The following is an 18,162-nucleotide window of genomic DNA, read 5'->3' as shown; positions in this document are numbered from 1 at the left end:
TACATACGATATGTTCAGAAATCATCTAAAAATCGCGTTACGATTCTTTTTAAAGAACAAGCTTTTTACTGCAATAAATGTCTTTGGACTTTCAATAGGTATTACTGCCTTTATTTTACTGATGCGATATATTGCTTTTGAAAAAAGCTATGACGATTTTATTACAGGTGTCGATGATTTGTACCGAGTAACCTTAACTACTAATTTGGGTGATAATGGTTTTGTAACCTCCGCTACAAACCACCCTACTGTTGGAGCTGCAATGTTAGCAGATTTTCCAGAAGTGGAAAGTTTTGCTAGATTGGCAGACAAACCAATGGCACTTGGAGGTTCGGTTAATCTGTCCTATACTAATGCTCTTGGTGATGAGATAAAGACTGATGCTAAAGATGATCATATCTATTTTGCCAACAATTCTATTATAGATCTTTTTAATATTCAATTCATCCAAGGGGATCCTGCAACAGCACTAGATGAAACGAATTCATTAATCATTACCGAGAAAATAGCACATCGTTTTTTCGGGAACGAAGACCCTATTGGGAAGCTGTTAGAGATTAATGACAATTTTGCACTAAAGGTATCTGGTGTATTTAAGGAACGACCTCAAAATACACACCTACCCATGGGTATGATTATCTCCTATAACATTTTTGGCAAAGAGGGAGATTTTGCAAATAGTTGGGTATGGCCAGAATTTTACAATTATGTTAAACTAAAGCCTGGAGTAAATCCGAATGCTATCAATTCTAAGTTTCCAGATTTTGTGAAAAAATATTTGGGCGATATTATGAATGAGCATGGTTTTGAAGCTAGATTCGCGTTACAGCCTGTAAAAGACATCCATCTAAAATCTAATTTATTAAAAGAAATTTCTGCTAATGGTAGTGCGAACACCCTATACTTTTTACTTTTAGTTGCCGGTTTTATTATTGCAATTGCCATGATAAATTTTATCAATTTATCGACTGCAAAATCCTTGGAACGTGCCAAAGAAGTTGGTCTTAAAAAAGTGGTTGGCGCCCACAGATCTGTGTTGATAAATCAATTTTTATTTGAATCGCTTATCATCAATTTCTTCGCCATCTTAATTTCATTTGTTCTTATCAATCTTATACTCTCACCTTTTAATTCTTTAATAGGAATTGAAGTTTTAAATTTTGGCATGTGGGGCCAATGGCAAGTTTGGTTAGCCATGATAGGTATCTTTTTAATGGGCGGAATTTTAGCTGGCCTCTACCCTGCTTTTGTATTATCACGTTTTGAACCCATTGAAGTATTACGCGGACAATTTCATAAAACCTCAAAGGGTAATGCATTGCAAAAAGGCTTAGTAATTGCCCAATTTTCAATTTCTATTGCTCTAATTGCTGGTACCTATATCGTATACAATCAATTCTCTTTTATGCAAAACCAAGACCTTGGTTTCAACTCTAATCAAAATTTAGTCCTTGGTGCACCAACTTATAAAGATTCTACCTCCTTTCATAAAATTGAAACATTTAAAAGGGAATTAATTCAAGATCCAAAAATTAACAACGTAGCACTATCCGATGAAGTGCCAGGTAGCGCTATTGTAAAAGGCAATACTATACGACAAGTTCATGAACCTTTAGAACAAGGGGTTAACGGAAATTTTGTGATTATAGATGAAGACTTTATTAAAACATATGAAATCAACCTTTTGGCCGGTAGAGATTTTGTAAAAGAAGATGCAACCGCTATGTATTCGCGTACTGGACCTGTGGCAACAGGGCACCGCGTACTTATTAATCGTTCCGCAGCAAAATCATTAGGTTTTAGTGAGCCTGAAAATGCTATTAACCAAAAAATGATTTTTAAGTATGGTCCAGTAGATCGGATATCAGAAATTATAGGTGTTGTTGAAGATCACCATCAACAATCATTACAAAAAGCATATGACCCTATTGTCTTTATGAGTTTTGAAGGCTTCGGAGCGTCTTATGTTACAGTTAACATTGCTAGCGGAAATGTTCGCGAGACTTCAAATCAAATTGAACAAAAATTCAAAGAGTTCTTTCCAGATGATGTTTACAATTCATTTTTTATTAATGATTATTTCAATCGACAGTACCAAGCCGATTCCAAATTTGGTACTATCTGCTTAATATTTTCCATACTAGCGATTTTTATTGCGGCATTAGGTCTATTTGGATTGGGCTCGCATATGGCAGTGCAAAAAACCAAAGAAATTAGCGTTCGTAAAGTTATGGGTGCAAGTGTTGTACAAGCGCTTTCCATAATTCCTAAAAAACTATTGAGATTGGTACTAATATCAGGACTGATTGCTTTGCCGATTATATACCTAATCACCAATAGCTGGTTAGACAATTACGCCTTTAAAATTGATTTAAATGTTTGGATGTTTCTAATGCCCTTACTTATTGTATTAGTTGTTGCTGCAATTGCAATACTATCGCAATCGTTAAAATCGGCTTTAATAAATCCGGCAGAAGCGTTACGAAATGAATAATTTAAGACTTAGAGATAATTAAAAAATTATGTAAAATTATTGTACACTATCTGTCAATATTTTTTACAGCCATGTGTGTTTACTCTACAATCAATTAGACTAACACAATGATTTACAGAATCTTAAATTCTTGGCATGAATATCGTTTCATATAAATTGAAATGCTTACTTACTAAAATTTATCATATACATTTTAGTATCAGAACACTATTAAAAATACAATATGTATAGCCTATTCTTAAAAATTGCGACTCGGTATTTACTCAAGAATAAGCTGTATTCGTTTATCAATATTTTCGGACTCGCGATTGGTGTCGCTTCGTTCATTTTAATAATGCTGTATGTAAACTACGAAAATAGCTACGACAAATTCGAAGGTTCTGAAAATGTACATCGTGTGTATATGGATTATTTGGAGGGTGACACTTTTATTGCCGGAGATGCACAAACTTATAACCTTTCTGGTCCTACACTAAAAAGAGAATTTCCTGAGATACAGGAGTATGTTCGCCTTTTTTATCTTGAAAAGGCAACCTTCGTATTGGGAGATAGGATTTTCGAACAGCCCACAGGTTCTATGGCTGATGCTTCTTATTTTGATATCTTTAATTACCCCTTACTTGATGGTAATAAAAAAACTGCATTAGTCGGTCCTGATAAAATTGTACTCTCAGAATGTCTGGCTAAAAAGTTATTTGGGAATGAAAACCCGATGCAAAAAACATTATCAGTTTTTTGGGATGGTCAAGAAGCTGTGTTGACCGTAACCGGCGTAATGGAAGATATTCCTCAGAATACACATTTTAGAAACAACTATCTTATTTCTTATGAAACCGAGAAGACATGGGGTGTTTTTGGAGAAAACCAAATAGCCCTTAACTTCAACATGAACAATTACTACACCTATATTAAGGTCGATAAGAATACTGATATAGATCTTTTAAGAGAAAAAGTCATAAATAACGATGCTGATGGTGATGAGGAAGAAAGGCATAATATTGAAGCATTAGAAGATATTCATTTGTATTCCGATAAGCCTTACGAAGTAACTGCGAACGGAAGCGTTACCCGTATAAAATTTTTATCGGCCATCGCCTTCATTATTTTAATTCTTTCATGGCTAAACTATATTAACTTATCGACTACAAAATCTTTAGAAAGAGCAAAAGAAACAGGAATTAGAAAAGTCGTAGGGGCGCATCGTTCACAACTGATAGTTCAATCTTTAATAGAATCAATTTTACTCAATGGTATTGCGATAATTATTGCTATCATCTTCACTTTGATACTCCTGCCAATTTACAATAGTATTACTGAGAAAGCACTTGTACTAAGCCTTGTAAATTTATCGGAAATTGGACCTATTTTAGGTTTTATTCTTTTAGGAATGCTGCTCGCCGGGCTTTATCCAGCATTACTATTAAGTGGGTATTCCCCATCCAAAGCGCTTAAAGGCGAAGTAAAGACTTCTACAAATGGTGTTGCAATTCGAAAAGGTTTAATTATCACTCAATTTTTAGCAACCATAATTCTACTTATCGGCACTTTTATAGTTACCAAGCAGATTAATTTCTTAAAAGACCAACCTATTGGGGCTAATTTAAATCAAATTATAGCTTTAAAAGGGGAGGTAGTAACTGATAAATCTGATTCGCTTTTAATCAACGATTTCAAAGTGTTATCATCAGAGTTAAAAGAACTGCCATTCGTAGAAAAAATGTCGATAGCACAAACGTATCCTGGTGATAGTTTTGATAACCTTTCTTCAACAAGAGGAATTGTTCTTCCGAATGGAATTACAAACGAAAATAAAATATTTTACACCTACCATGTACAACCTGATTATTTTGATTTGGTAGATATTTCTTTTGTAGCCGGCCAAACTTTTTTACCCTCAACTAATGGCAGTAGTCGCCAAGTTGTGGTCAATGAAACTTTTATTAAGGAAATGAAATTAGCATCAGCTGAAGAGGTAATCGGTAAAACATTAGAATTTTGGGGAAATAACGAATGGACAATAACAGGAGTCATTAAAGACTATCACCATTTTGGACTAAAAGATAAAGTACAACCAATGTTAATACGACATCAAAAAGAGGTAAACAACCTTTTAGTTAAACTTGATGCCTCTGCTGTTACAGCAACCGGGTTTACAACTGCGATTGAGCAGATTCAAGAAAAGTGGAATCGTATTTTTCCAAAAAGCACCTTTAATTTCACCTTCTTAGATAAGAAATTCGAAAAGCAATATAAAGCGGACAAAACCTTTGGTCAAGCTTTTCAAATATTTACAATTCTTGCAATACTCATTGCTGCAATGGGACTATTCGGATTAACTTCCTATACCTGCATCCAAAGAAAAAAAGAAATCGGAATACGAAAAGTAAATGGTGCTACTATTGGTCAAATTCTGTCCCTCCTAAATAAAGATTTTATTAAATGGGTAGCTATAGCGTTTATAATGGCCGTCCCAATTTCATGGTTTGCAATGGGTAAATGGTTAGAAGGCTTCGCTTATAAAACCACTATGAGTTGGTGGATATTTGTATTGGCAGGTGTAATTGCATTAACAATTGCAATGATTACGGTTAGTTGGCAAAGTTTAAATGCCGCAGTTGCAAACCCTATTGATTCACTTAAAGATGAATAAAGCACCATAGACCCAATAGGGTAATGCCAACTAAAGTTAGAAAAACTTAAAAATATAAAAATTTCATGCTGAAAAGTCACTTTAAAATTGCACTTAGAAACCTTGGTAAAAGAAAGAGTTTTGCAATAATTAATATTGTGGGACTTTCATTAGGTCTTTGGTGTACCTTATTAATTGGTTTATGGATTGTTGATGAATTTGACAAAGATTCTTTCCATAAAAATGGAGATAGAATTAGCCTTGTAATGAGCACTTTTGTTTCTGAAGATGGTATTGGTGATTCATGGAATGGTACTGGGTACCCGGTGGGTGAAGCGCTATCTGAAAATATCCCTGAAATTGAAATGGTTGTACGTAAGGCTGGTCCGCGTGATGCGGTTACTAGTGTGGGAGAAAAAACTATAAGCACAAAGGTAGTTGGTGCAGATGTTGATTTTTTTAAATTGTTTTCTTTTCCGTTGCTTAAAGGAAGTTCTGAAACCTGTCTAGAAAGTTTAAAAAATGTAGTGCTATCAGAAGAGAAAGCAAAACTCCTTTTTCCGAACGAAAACGCCATTGGTAAAACGGTAAACTTAATGTTAGGTGAAACCGAAGAACCTTTCTTAGTTTCTGCAATATTCAGTCCCCTACCCCAACAATCTACTATCCAATTTGATGCTGTTGTGCCGCTTGATAATTTTTTACCAATGAACAATAAAAGTTGGGGGAATACTTGGGTACAAACTTATATTTTAAGTGATAAAAATGTAAGCCTTAATGAGCTCAGTCAAAAAATAAAAAATATTCCAGAAAAAGTTGGTGGCGATACCTACAGAACGCTATCCTTACAATCAATAGAAGACCGCTACCTTTATTCTAAGTTTGAAAATGGTGTTGCTACTGGCGGTCGTATTGATACTGTAATTCTCTTTGGTATCATCGCTATTTTCACTTTGCTCATCGCATGTTTTAATTTTATAAACTTAACAACAGCATGGGCTATAAAACGATCCAAAGAAGTTGGTATTAAAAAAGTGTTGGGTGCTGGTAAAGCTTCTTTATTAGGTCAGTTCTTTGTAGAGTCTGTTGTACTAGTTTTATTTTCAGTTCTTGTAGCCGTAATCCTTGCTTATTTGTCAATGCCGCTTTTTAATTCAATCACAGAAAAGACACTTTCTTTAGACCTTTCTGACCCTAGTTTTTACGGCATTTTAGGTATCATAGCACTTGCTACAGTTCTGCTTTCCGGTATCTACCCTGCCTATTCTACAGCCTCATTGAAAAGCACAAATGCCCTACATCAGAAATTACAAGGTAACAACGGTGAAAATGTATTGCGCAAAGGCCTGGTTATTTTTCAATTCGTTTTATGTATGGTAATGATTACAGGTACGCTTGTAGTGTATCTACAACTCGACTTTATTCAGAACAAAAACTTAGGCCTCGATAAAGAGAATATTATTTATATGCCTATGGACGGGCAAACATACTTACAATCAAAAGCAATAAAAGCTGAACTCGCTAAGTTCGCAGGTATAAAAAGTGTAAGCGCAGGAAGCAATATTGATATGGAAGGAGCAACAGGAGACCCCACATGGGAAGGTCGTGTTGCTGGTGATGGCTCAAAATCTTTCACTATAATTAATTTTGATTTTGGACTTTTAGAAATGCTAAATATTAACCTTGTCGAAGGTCGTAGTTTTTCAAAAGAATTTGCAACTGACACCCTTAATTATATAGTAAACGAGGCTGCTGTAAAATTAATGGAGATTGATAACCCCGTTGGTAAAAAAATGAGTTTTTGGGGTGATGAAGGTAAAATAATTGGTGTTGTAAAGGATTTCAATTTCAACTCCTTACATAATCCCATTTCCCCAATGATACTAAGAAGCCAACCTAGTTATTCGTGGTTGTTTTATGTAAAAACCACTCCCGGTAATGCACAAGATGCTATTGCCTATATGCAGAAAGTACATGAGCAGTTTAGTGCCTTGCCTTTCTCGTATCATTTTTTAGACGAAGCCATAGAAAATGGATATAAAGAAGAACAAAAAATACAGCAACTGTCAAGTATTTTTGCGACACTCGCCATTATCATTTCTTGTTTGGGGCTATTCGGACTAGCCATGTTTATGGCCAATCAGCGTATAAAAGAAATTGCAGTGCGCAAAATATTAGGGGCGAATGCATCTGGCTTATTCAAGTTGTTATCTAAGGACTTTATAAAATTAGTAGGCTTTGCATTACTAGTTGCTGTTCCTATTTCATGGTTTGTAATGAATAATTGGATTCAAACTTTTGCTTTTCATATCACCATAAAATGGTGGATTTTTGCTTTGAGTGGTGGATTTTTATTGCTTATCTCACTGCTAACTGTGAGTTATCAAACCTTAAAAGTGGCAAATACAAATCCATCTAAAAGTTTACGAACGGAATAAAATAGGATTTAAGAAAAAACAAACAATCGACAACACATTAAATAAAAAACTATGCTTTTACAGTTAAACAACATATTCAAATGGGTACAACAAGGCGGACAACGTGTTTTCCTTTTAAAAGATATTAACCTTGAAGTTGAAGAAGGTGAATTTATTTCTATTATGGGGCCATCTGGTTCAGGTAAATCTACTTTACTTAATGTAATTGGTATGCTTGACAATTTTAATGAGGGTGAATACGAATTTCTAGATGAGCCCGTACATCAACTAAAAGAAAAGCATCGTGCTAATCTTTATAAGCAATATATAGGATTCGTCTTTCAGGCCTATCATTTAATAGATGAATTAACCGTATATGAAAATTTAGAAATGCCCCTGCTTTATAAAAAGCATTCTGGCTCGGAGCGAAAAGCTATGGTTGCCGATATGTTAGACCGCTTTAATATTGTTGGTAAAAAAGATTTATTCCCAAGTCAGCTAAGTGGTGGTCAACAACAACTTGTTGGAGTTGCAAGAGCTCTTATATCAAAACCTAAATTAATTCTAGCCGATGAGCCTACTGGCAATTTAAATTCACAACAAGGGTTTGAAATCATGGAGCTATTTAAAGAATTAAATAACGAGGGGGTAACTATTATTCAAGTTACCCATTCTGAAAAGAACGCCCAATACGGAAAACGCATTCTCAATTTACTCGATGGAAGAAAAATATAACTTAGAACTGTTAGGTTTAATTATAGAAAAAATACAAAATCATAGTTTTTATTAAAAACTCAAATAAAAAGATTGAAATTATAAATCAGTAATTTTTTCCCTCACTTTTTTAGCACTTTCTGTTATTTTTTAACTTTTTTTGATATTAACATTTTTTTATGACTCAATGATCTCCTATCTTCGGTAACGTTAACGGTAGAATCGTGTACGTTAACGAGTGATTTAGTTTTCATTTTATAAGATTAAAAACATCGATTCAACTGAAAATGAGATCATAACATTTAGATGAAACATTTATTAACCCTCAAACAAATTAAAATGATAAACCCAAAAAGAGAATCGTAATTAAAACCAAAATTAGGTAAGATTTATGGCTTCCTAATTCAACTATTTAAAGTTGTTGATTTCTTTGTCAACTGAAGAAATCAACAAATATTTTTTTGAAACAACTCACTTAACAATTATTAAATATGAAAAAATTATTTCTGAAAAAGCAATTGCTTATGGCAAGATGTTTTTCACTTTTATTCATATGCTGTATTGTAGGCATTAACTCAGCCTACGCAGATATAGGAATAAATACAAACGTTTCTTCGATAGAAGAATTACAATCGACAATTACAGGTAATGTAACCGATGAGAACAACGCTCCGTTACCTGGTGCAAGTATTGTAGTTAAAGGTACAACTACCGGTGCAGTAACCGATTTTGATGGGAACTACTCGATTAGTGCCAGCGCTGATGCAGTATTACTCATTAGTTATGTTGGTTATCAAACCGCTCAAGTTTCTGTTAATGGAAAGTCAGTAGTGAATATAGGCCTAGAGGTTGATGCAAGTCAACTGGATGAAGTAGTAGTGGTTGGTTATGGTACCCAGAAAAAAGGTGAAGTAACTGGTTCTATTGCTACAATTGGTGCTTCAGCTATTGAAAAAATTGCAACATCTAGTAGTGTTGACGCAATTAAAGGACAAGTTGCTGGTGTGGATATTCAAGCAAATGGCGGTAGACCTGGTGAAAATTCTACAGTACGTATTCGTGGTAGACGTTCTATCTCTGCATCTAACGATCCACTATACGTAATTGACGGAATTCCACAAATTAGTGGTACTGCTTCTGTTGCAGATATTAACCCACAGGATATTGAATCTATGAACGTGTTAAAAGATGCTGCCGCTACGGCCATTTACGGTTCTAGAGGTTCTAATGGTGTTATCTTAATTACCACTAAAAGAGGTCGTGTTGGTGATACACAAGTAAAATATAGTTCTCATTACGGAGTGACTTCTGCTTCTCGTTTAGTAGATATGATGAACGGTGCAGAATTTGCTAATTTAAAACGTGAATCTAGAAGAAGAGGTGCAAATGATGGAGATCCAAATTGGAATGGAACAATTCCCGGGGATGACATTGTTTTTGATGATCCAATAGAATTAGAGTCTTTAGCATTGGGTCGTTCTACGGATTATTTAGATTTAGTACTTAATAATGGTTGGCAAACTAACCACCAAGTAAGTGTAAGTGGAGGTTCTGAAAAAACTAATTTTAATAGTTCAGTTGGTTATTTTAACGAACAAGGTATTATTAGTAATATGGACTTTGAACGATTTACTGGTAGATTAAACTTAGATCATAAGATCAATGACATCTTTAAAGTAGGTATGTCATTTACAATTTCGCATTCAGTTCAAAATTACGGATCAAACGCAGTAATGGGAGAATCACTATCAAACAACCCATTAGGTGTTCCTTATGACGATGCTGGTGACCCAATATTTTTACCTACAAATGATGGTATTCGTACCAACCCATTAAGTGAATTGGTTGATGGTGCATTTGCAGATGAACGTAAAGTGACTCGGATTTTTGCTCCGGTTTATTTGAATATTAATATTGCGAAAGGATTAAAATGGACTACTAATTTTGGTCCAGATATTCGGTACTATAGACGAGGAGAATTCAGAGGGAGTCTTACAAATGATAACAGAGGCGGACCAGGTGATGCTGAAATTGAAAACATTCAGAACTTTGGATACACGTTGGAAAATATTTTAAATTACAACACATCAATTAAAGACAAGCATAATTTAGGTGTTACTTTACTTCAAAGTATTCAAAGTTCTAGAGAAGAACGTTCTAAATCGGAAGTTTCTAATCTACCCTATGAAGAACAACAATTCTATAATTTAGGAACTGCATCTGTAAAAGGGCCTATCACTTCAAGATTAGAAGAGTCTACTTTGGCTTCTTTTATGGGAAGAGTAAACTATGATTTTGATGGTAAGTATTTATTTCAAGCTTCATTAAGAGCAGATGGGTCTTCAAGATTGGCAGAAGGGTCTCAATGGGATTATTTCCCAGGTGTATCTGCTGGTTGGAGAGTTTCTCAAGAAGATTTTTTAGTTGATTCCAACTTTGTTTCCGATTTAAAACTAAGAGTATCTTATGGTGAGGTAGGTAACCAAGCAATTGACCCATATAAAACACAGGGTGCTTTAGGTTCTTCCGATTACGCGTATGGCGAAGAAACAGCTTTAGGTTTCTACTTAAGAGATATTCCTAATGATGCTTTAAAATGGGAAGTTTCTAAAACCATTGATTATGGTTTAGACTATGGATTCTTAAACAATAGAATATCAGGTTCTTTAGATTACTTTTCAACTAAAACAAGTGATTTATTGTTAAGCGCGGGTATTCCATCTACTTCAGGTTATGAAAGTGCCTTACTAAATGTAGGTAATACGGCTACGCAGGGTATTGAATTCAGTATTAATGGTGATGTTGTTCAAACGGATAATTTTAATTGGAATGTTGGTTTCAACATTGCTGGTTACAATGAAGAAATCGTTGAATTAAACCAATTAGATGAAAATGGAAACCCAACAGACGATATTGGTAATAGATGGTTTATTGGTGAGCCTTTGAATGTTTTCTATGATTATGAAAAAATAGGAATTTATCAAACAGACGAAGCTGCCTTAGCTGCAAGTGCAGAAAGCAAGGTGCCTGGTGAAATAAAGTTACAAGATCAGAATGGAGATGGTGTAATTACAGATGAGGATAGAATTATTTTAGGTACAGATACTCCAGATTATTACGGGGGTATTACAAATACCTTTAACTATAAAGGATGGGATTTAAGTTTCTTTTTCTATTTCCGTCAAGGACAAATGATTCGTTCTCGATTTCATGATAGTAACAATGGTCTATTTGGAAGATATAACAATTTAGATGTTGATTATTGGACACCTGATAATCCAACTAATGCATATCCAAGACCAAATCAGAATCAAGAAAGTCCAACGAATGCTTCTACACTTTCTTATTTTGATGGCAGTTATATAAAACTTAGAAACATGCAACTGGGGTATAATTTTCCAAAAAAGTTAACTGAAAAATTGAATATTTCTAATTTACGACTATATGTAGCTGGTCAGAACCTATGGTTCATTTCGGACTACGAAACATTTGACCCAGAAGTATCTGAAGAGGATGATGATGGTGGTAATGGAGTATCCAGTAGTACCGTACCGAGTACCAAAATGTTCTCTGTTGGTCTTAATGTTACTTTTTAAAAAATAGGTTTGTTGAACAAGATAAAATTATAATTATGAACATAAAAAAATATACATTCTTGCTGTTGGCACTGCTATTTATTACGCAGTCTTGTGAGAAATTTTTAGAAGAAGAATTGGTTTCTGATGTTTCATCAGGCACCTATTTCACAACTGCAGCTGGTTTAGAAGATGCAGTAGATGCAACCTATGCTTGGTTAAAAGGTTTTTATGGACCAGAAAGAGGATTTACAATGACTGTTTTTGGAACTGATATTTTCACCAATGGATCAGATGGTAGTCATAAACGTGTAAATCTCTATGATGGCTCTTTTAACGCAACCGAAGGTTATGTAATTGAATCATGGAGAGATTGGTACAGAGGTATCAATCAAGCCAATGCCGTTATAAACCGATCTGCGGAAGTAGAAATGGATGAGGCCACTAAAACCTTACGATTAGCGGAAGTACGTTGGCTACGAGCTTTCTATTATTTTGATATTATTAGAACCTATGGTGATGCTCATTTAACCTTAGAAGAAACAGTTGGTGTAGAAACTGAAGCCAACAAGACTTCTGTGGCTGAAATTTATACGCAAGCTATCGTACCAGATTTAGAATTTGCAATTGCTAATCTACCTGCCGAAGCAGAACAATATGGTAGAGCTACCAAAGCAGCTGCAGAATTTTTATTGGGTAAAGCACTTTTAAGACGTAGTTATACTTCGTATGCGGCGGCTGATGACGCCTCTAGAGCTGAAACACTTTTTAGTAATGTTATTAATAACTATGGTTTTGCATTATTACCTAATTATGGTGATTTGTGGGATATAACCAATCAAGAAAACTCAGAGATTGTTTGGAACCTTACAATTTCTAAGGCAGCGGTTGATGATGGAACGGATGACGAAGGCCATAGAGGTCACTTGTATTTCTTATTTGAATATGATAAGGAAAGAGGAATGTCTAGAGATATTGCAAATGGTAGACCATGGAAGCGTTTTAGACCAACACCGTTTTTATTAGGCCTATGGGATCGAACTATTGACACTCGTTATGACCAAGGATTTAAACATGTTTGGTATGCAAATAACGAAGTAAGTGATGATCGTGGTAATTTAATTGTTGGTGATACCGCCGTTTATATACCTGGACCAGGTCTAGAAAATGATTGGACACAACCACTTAAGGATGCTTCTCCTTATTTAGTCTATACTAGCGAGGATTATACAGAACGTATTTTTCCTTCAGTTAACAAGTGGATTGATGATACCAGACCGGATCGTCAAAAAACTCAAGGACAACGTGATGTTGTGCTTATGCGATTAGCAGATGCTTATTTATTTAGAGCTGAAGCGCGACTAAAACAAAGTAATACTACCGATGCTGCAACCGACATTAATATGGTAAGATCAAGAGCAGCAGTACCAGGACAAGAAGCTGCTATGCAGATTACTGCTGCCGATGTTACTTTAGATTTTCTATTAGATGAACGTGCTAGAGAAATGTATGGTGAGCACGCCCGTTGGTGGGATCTTACAAGAACTGGAAAATTGGTGGAACGTGTGAGATTACACAATCCGCAAGCTGCACCGAATATTCAAGATTATCATAATTTGAGACCAATAGGTCAAGATCAAATTGACAGAACTCTTGGGGGTTACCCACAAAACCCGGGTTATCCTCAATAAACAATCATTTGTTTGAGTTAGTTTTTTTAACCCTCTCAGGTATTTATACTTGAGAGGGTTTTTCTTTATTTATGCCGTGTACAAAAAGTGATAATACCTAGCGTTAAGGAACATGAATATATTTTCATGTCTCGTGTGTGTTTAAAAAGCAAATATTCGAAACTAGTATTAAAAGGAAGTAATTGGGTAATTTAAATTAGGAAGGAATTAAAAATATCATCGTCTAGTTTTCAGGAACATTCTCCTTAACAACTATTTCAATAGGAATATCAATATTTAATTCAGCCGTTTCTCCCTTTGCCAAAAAATTAAACAATCCTTTTATGGCTGCATAACCTTGATACCTGGGTTGTTGATGAATTAAGAAATTAATCTTTTCCTTTTTTAAATATTTTAAATTAGACTTGTTCACATCGAAACCTACTATGGAAGTATCGGTAACATTATATTTATCGAAAATTTCTGGCAGTAAATGCGACTTAGAATTAGTAACAAAAACTCCTTTAGGCCCTTTAAAATTAAACCATTCTTTCATTTCTTCGGTGACTTCAAAATCATCAGTCATAGAATAGTTAATAGTTTTTATAGGCACATCTATTTTACGCTTTTTAAAAAAATCTCGAAAACCTGACTCTCTTTGCTCATTATTGGCATGAATACCACGATCATTTAGCATATTAACAACAAAATATTGGCCTTCCATACCAACTAATCCATGTAATAATCTTCCAGCTACCATTCCAGCCTTATGAGAATCTTGACGTATAAAATTAGCTGGACTATCTAATTCTAATTTTGTATCAATAAATACTAATGGTATTTTCTTTACACCTGCCTGTTTTAATAATGCATTGCTTTCCTTTCTAAAAAAAGGTACCGTTACAATTGCATCATAATCATCAAGTAGAATCTTATCCGCAAGATTTTTAAAGGTTGTAGAGTCCAAAAATAAAAAGTTATCTACGACTACACCTAGTTCACTTAATTCATTTATAGCTTTAGTAATTCCTTTCTTAGGGAGTTTCCAATAATTCCAATTGTGCTTCGCTTCAGGAATTAGTACAGCAATTTTCAGTTTACGTAAAGAGGCAAGTTTTAACCGACTAGCGTATGTATTTCTAGTATAGCCAGTCTCCTTGATAATCTTCAGAACTTTCTCTTCAGTTTCTTTAGATACACCAGGTCTGTTATGCAAAACCCGATCAACAGTACCTATTGAAACATTTGCAAGTTTGGCTATTCTTTTAATTCCCATACTCCTGTAGGGTTAAATTTCTATCGGTTTAGGCAAAAATAGTATACTTTATCGCTAAGTATACTATTTTGCCTTATAAATTTATTCGATGATTACTGATGTTATATTTTTAAATTGAATACTCATATCTCTATTTGGATGTAACTGTAGGCCTATTGGTCCTTCAAGATTTGCGTCCTTTAATGTATATGTCATTACTTTTTCACCATTTAGCCAAGCCGTATACGTATTACCAACAACCATCGCTTTCATAGTATTCCAATCATCCATTTTCAGTAACTCCTTTACCCCTTCTGCCTCTACTGGGTAACTTAGTTTTGGAATATAAGGCGAGCCCGTCATATCTCTTTTTAAAGATCCAGATTCTCCTATTTGGATCTGAGCATTTTTTTCATCAGAGCCGCGCATAAAAATACCCGAATCTACTGTTCCATGTCCAAATTTGAAATCTAATTGTACAATAAAATCCTTGTAACTATTTTTTGACCATAATATTGAACCGGTCTTTTTAGAATCGCTTTTTGCCCAAAGACTTCCATCTTTAACTGACCAAAACACATTGTTATCTGGCAGCACCCAATGACTTAAATCTTTACCATCAAAAAGATTTTCTTCTTTAGGTTCACTTTCTTGTGCAAGAATATTGATACTAATTAATAATGCAAAAACAAAAGTTAAAATATGTTTCATATATAAATATTTATTAATATTAATTATTAAAATCTGAGAATGACTTATCTATACTCTCCTTTGAAAGTTCCGTGCCACTATGAATTAAAATGCGATAATTAAAAGTAGTAGATTCACCTTTTGCTAATTTGAATTTTAAGACTTCTTTACCTTCAGAAAAAACTTCTTGCCCTAAAGGATTCGCAGCAAAAAGACCATAATCACGAGCATGCCAATAGGTAGGATAACCAACATTTTTCTTATTATCAATTATAGTAACCGATACATTATCGCCATCTATATTGCTTTCTAACTTTACCCATTTGTTACGTGTTCCCCAAACATCATTTCCAGTAAGACCTTCACTTGCAAAATAATTTCCATTAACGCCTTCATTGTTTAAGGCTTTAACTTCTGTAAGATTTCCCTCAGCATCTGTATATACTGCAGGCTTATCAGTTGGCATTTCTAATTCACGAGTAACGCGAATTGCTATCATCCCTTCTTTATTATCATCGAAAGAAACATCTTCTAATGCTTTTAAAGTGGAAGAACGATCTATGATTCTTGTATCTCCATCTTCAGAAAATTTAAATTCAGTTATCTCTTCTAACAAATCTACATCTTTAGGTGAGCGCCACAGCGCTCTTATTTTTAAAACACCAGAATCGTCATTACTTTCCAAAATTTCTTGATGAATAATACTTCCGTATTTTCCTTTTTCTGCCTCCGGAATTGCATAAGAATTATTCCAAAAATCCAACCCATTAACATCTCCATAATTAAACCACAATCCTGCGTGATGCGGATGATCTACACGTTCGTTTGGTCTAGGTGCATACGGAAAACCCCTAGTAACTGTTTTACCACTTTTCGTGATTACAGGATAAAGTATCGGCTTTGGTGTTTGTCCATCATATACATAACTAGTAAACAAATCACCATCTATTTTTACATTTACTTTCTTTTTGGAATCGTCCTTAACAAAACTCACTTTTGAGGATTCTTGCATAACTTCAGTAGCTTCTTCTGCTCCTTCATTATTATTTTCTTTTTTCTCTTTACACGAGATTACCAGAAACGAAATTGCAAAACATTTAACTAAAATATTATTTGAAACTTTCAACATTACTTATTTTTTTTAAAATTCTCTAATTTTTATATTCTTGAAAGAAACCTCATCACCATGATCTTGAATTAAAATCAAACCTTCAGGAATACGTCCAAAATTTTCCCATTTCTCATACTTGCTTTTTTCTACAAGCATTTTAAACATTTGACTAAAACGGTCGAACTCAACTACTTTAGTTTGATTTAACCAATGTTCAACGTGGCCACCTCTAACAACAATACGTGCATTGTTCCAGTTACCAATTCCTTTAAAATTCTTACCACGAGAACTATCAGTATTTTCTGCTCGGATTAAATCATAAAGTGAACCTACAGTTCTGTTACCGTTATGTCCTTTTTTTGCATCAGGATGTACTTTATCATCAAGCACTTGAAATTCTAATCCTATTGCCGAACCTTCTCCTTTATTTAATTCAGAATCTACAAAATACTTTATACCGCTATTTGCTCCAGTAGTCATTTTAAAATCCACACTTAATTCAAAGTCACTATAAGCATCAGTGGTAACAATATCACCACCATTTCTAGACTCTGCTCCTCCTGAAGAAAGCACAGTAAGAATTCCATCTTTCATTACCCAGCCTTTTTCTGGAAACTTAGTCAGCTTCGCTCCTCTCCAACCATTTGTTGTTTTACCATCCCAAAGAAAACGCCATCCTTTTCTCTTTTCACTTTCAGTAAGTTGGTTATCTATATAACTAAATTCAGGAACATCTGAATCAACACTTTTTCTCGAGTTTTCAAGGTCTGTGGTTTTAATCTTAATGTTTTTCCATTTTACAATCTTACCTTCTAAATCTTTATGTTTACCTATACCATGTACCTGAAAAGCTATAATTCCTTCAGCAGTTGTATCGTCAACTAAATTCGCACACTGTATATCATTAACCCAAGTACGTATTTTATTGCCTATAGCTTCAATGCGATAATGATTCCATTGCCCAGGAACAAATGCTTGTTGTCCTTTAGGATTTCTAGAAAGTGGATATAACCAACCGTTTCTTGCTTCATCATATATACCTCCAGCCCATTTTCTAGCACTTGTTTCTATCTCACATTGATAACCATGAACACGTCCATTATTTATATCAGGAGAACTTATACTTCTAAATTGAACACCTGAATTGAGACCATTTTCTACAAAGACATCAAACTCTAAAATAAAATCTGAATATTTCTTTTTAGTGGCCATAAAACTATTTGGAGTACCCATTATTGAGGTTCCAATTAATTCTTGATTCTTAATTTTATAGGGTGCATTACCATTCAATTGTTCAAAGTTTTTTAGGTCTTTTCCGTTGAATAACATTTCCCAATTGTCCTGAGCAGAGCTAGAAAATCCGATTAGTAGTGCAAAAACCAACTTTAATGTTGCATTTTTAATCATAAGTACTTCTATTTTAATGAGTTAATTGATATTTTAATAAGTTAAAGTGTAAAATAAGTTAATCAAAAAAAAACTTCGTTAACGTTAACGAATGTAAAAAATATTTTTAACTTGTACCCACATTATTCCAGTTTATTTAAATCGTACTAGCGAAGACAAAACTAAGACTAGACTCTCACTAATATAATTGAACATCACAA

At 34.2% G+C, this 18,162-nt stretch carries 10 protein-coding genes; 6 read left to right on the top strand and 4 right to left on the bottom strand.

Going from position 1 to position 18,162, the window contains the following annotated elements:
- Positions 1 to 10 precede the first annotated feature (10 nt).
- From UH7x_RS14705 to UH7x_RS14680, 6 genes are all read left to right on the top strand, one after another.
- A complete protein-coding gene (locus UH7x_RS14705; protein WP_482360678.1) occupies positions 11 to 2,494 on the top strand; it encodes an ABC transporter permease in 2,484 nt (827 codons plus the stop codon).
- Positions 2,495 to 2,717: 223 nt separating this feature from the next.
- Complete coding sequence (locus UH7x_RS14700) at positions 2,718 to 5,144, top strand: ABC transporter permease (protein WP_482360677.1); 2,427 nt, start codon at positions 2,718 to 2,720, stop codon at positions 5,142 to 5,144.
- A 65-nt stretch (positions 5,145 to 5,209) separates the two neighbouring features.
- Positions 5,210 to 7,561, top strand: a complete 2,352-nt coding sequence (locus tag UH7x_RS14695; protein WP_482360676.1) for an ABC transporter permease — start codon at positions 5,210 to 5,212, stop codon at positions 7,559 to 7,561.
- Between the two features lie 51 nt (positions 7,562 to 7,612).
- On the top strand, positions 7,613 to 8,275 hold the full coding sequence (locus UH7x_RS14690; protein ID WP_482360675.1) for an ABC transporter ATP-binding protein: 663 nt from the start codon (positions 7,613 to 7,615) through the stop codon (positions 8,273 to 8,275).
- A gap of 470 nt (positions 8,276 to 8,745) precedes the next feature.
- A complete protein-coding gene (locus tag UH7x_RS14685) occupies positions 8,746 to 11,850 on the top strand; it encodes a SusC/RagA family TonB-linked outer membrane protein (RefSeq protein ID WP_482360674.1) in 3,105 nt (1,034 codons plus the stop codon).
- A gap of 35 nt (positions 11,851 to 11,885) precedes the next feature.
- Positions 11,886 to 13,520 (top strand): RagB/SusD family nutrient uptake outer membrane protein, encoded by a 1,635-nt coding sequence (locus tag UH7x_RS14680; protein ID WP_482360673.1) that lies wholly within the window; start codon positions 11,886 to 11,888, stop codon positions 13,518 to 13,520.
- 223 nt (positions 13,521 to 13,743) lie between these two features.
- On the opposite strand, the gene UH7x_RS14675 is transcribed toward UH7x_RS14680, so the two are convergent.
- From UH7x_RS14675 to UH7x_RS14660, 4 genes are all read right to left on the bottom strand, one after another.
- On the bottom strand, positions 13,744 to 14,775 hold the full coding sequence (locus tag UH7x_RS14675) for a substrate-binding domain-containing protein (RefSeq protein WP_482360672.1): 1,032 nt from the start codon (positions 14,773 to 14,775) through the stop codon (positions 13,744 to 13,746).
- Positions 14,776 to 14,856: 81 nt separating this feature from the next.
- A complete protein-coding gene (locus UH7x_RS14670; RefSeq protein WP_482360671.1) occupies positions 14,857 to 15,465 on the bottom strand; it encodes a 3-keto-disaccharide hydrolase in 609 nt (202 codons plus the stop codon).
- Positions 15,466 to 15,484: 19 nt separating this feature from the next.
- Positions 15,485 to 16,573, bottom strand: a complete 1,089-nt coding sequence (locus UH7x_RS14665) for a DUF6807 domain-containing protein (protein ID WP_482360670.1) — start codon at positions 16,571 to 16,573, stop codon at positions 15,485 to 15,487.
- A 12-nt stretch (positions 16,574 to 16,585) separates the two neighbouring features.
- Positions 16,586 to 17,962: a 3-keto-disaccharide hydrolase gene (locus UH7x_RS14660; protein ID WP_482360669.1), complete on the bottom strand. Its 1,377-nt coding sequence runs from the start codon at positions 17,960 to 17,962 to the stop codon at positions 16,586 to 16,588.
- Positions 17,963 to 18,162 lie beyond the last annotated feature (200 nt).

Source organism: Aurantibacter sp. UH7, assembly GCF_056839165.1.
Note: the sequence above shows the minus strand (reverse complement) of the source record. Positions and strands in the feature narration are given on the sequence as shown.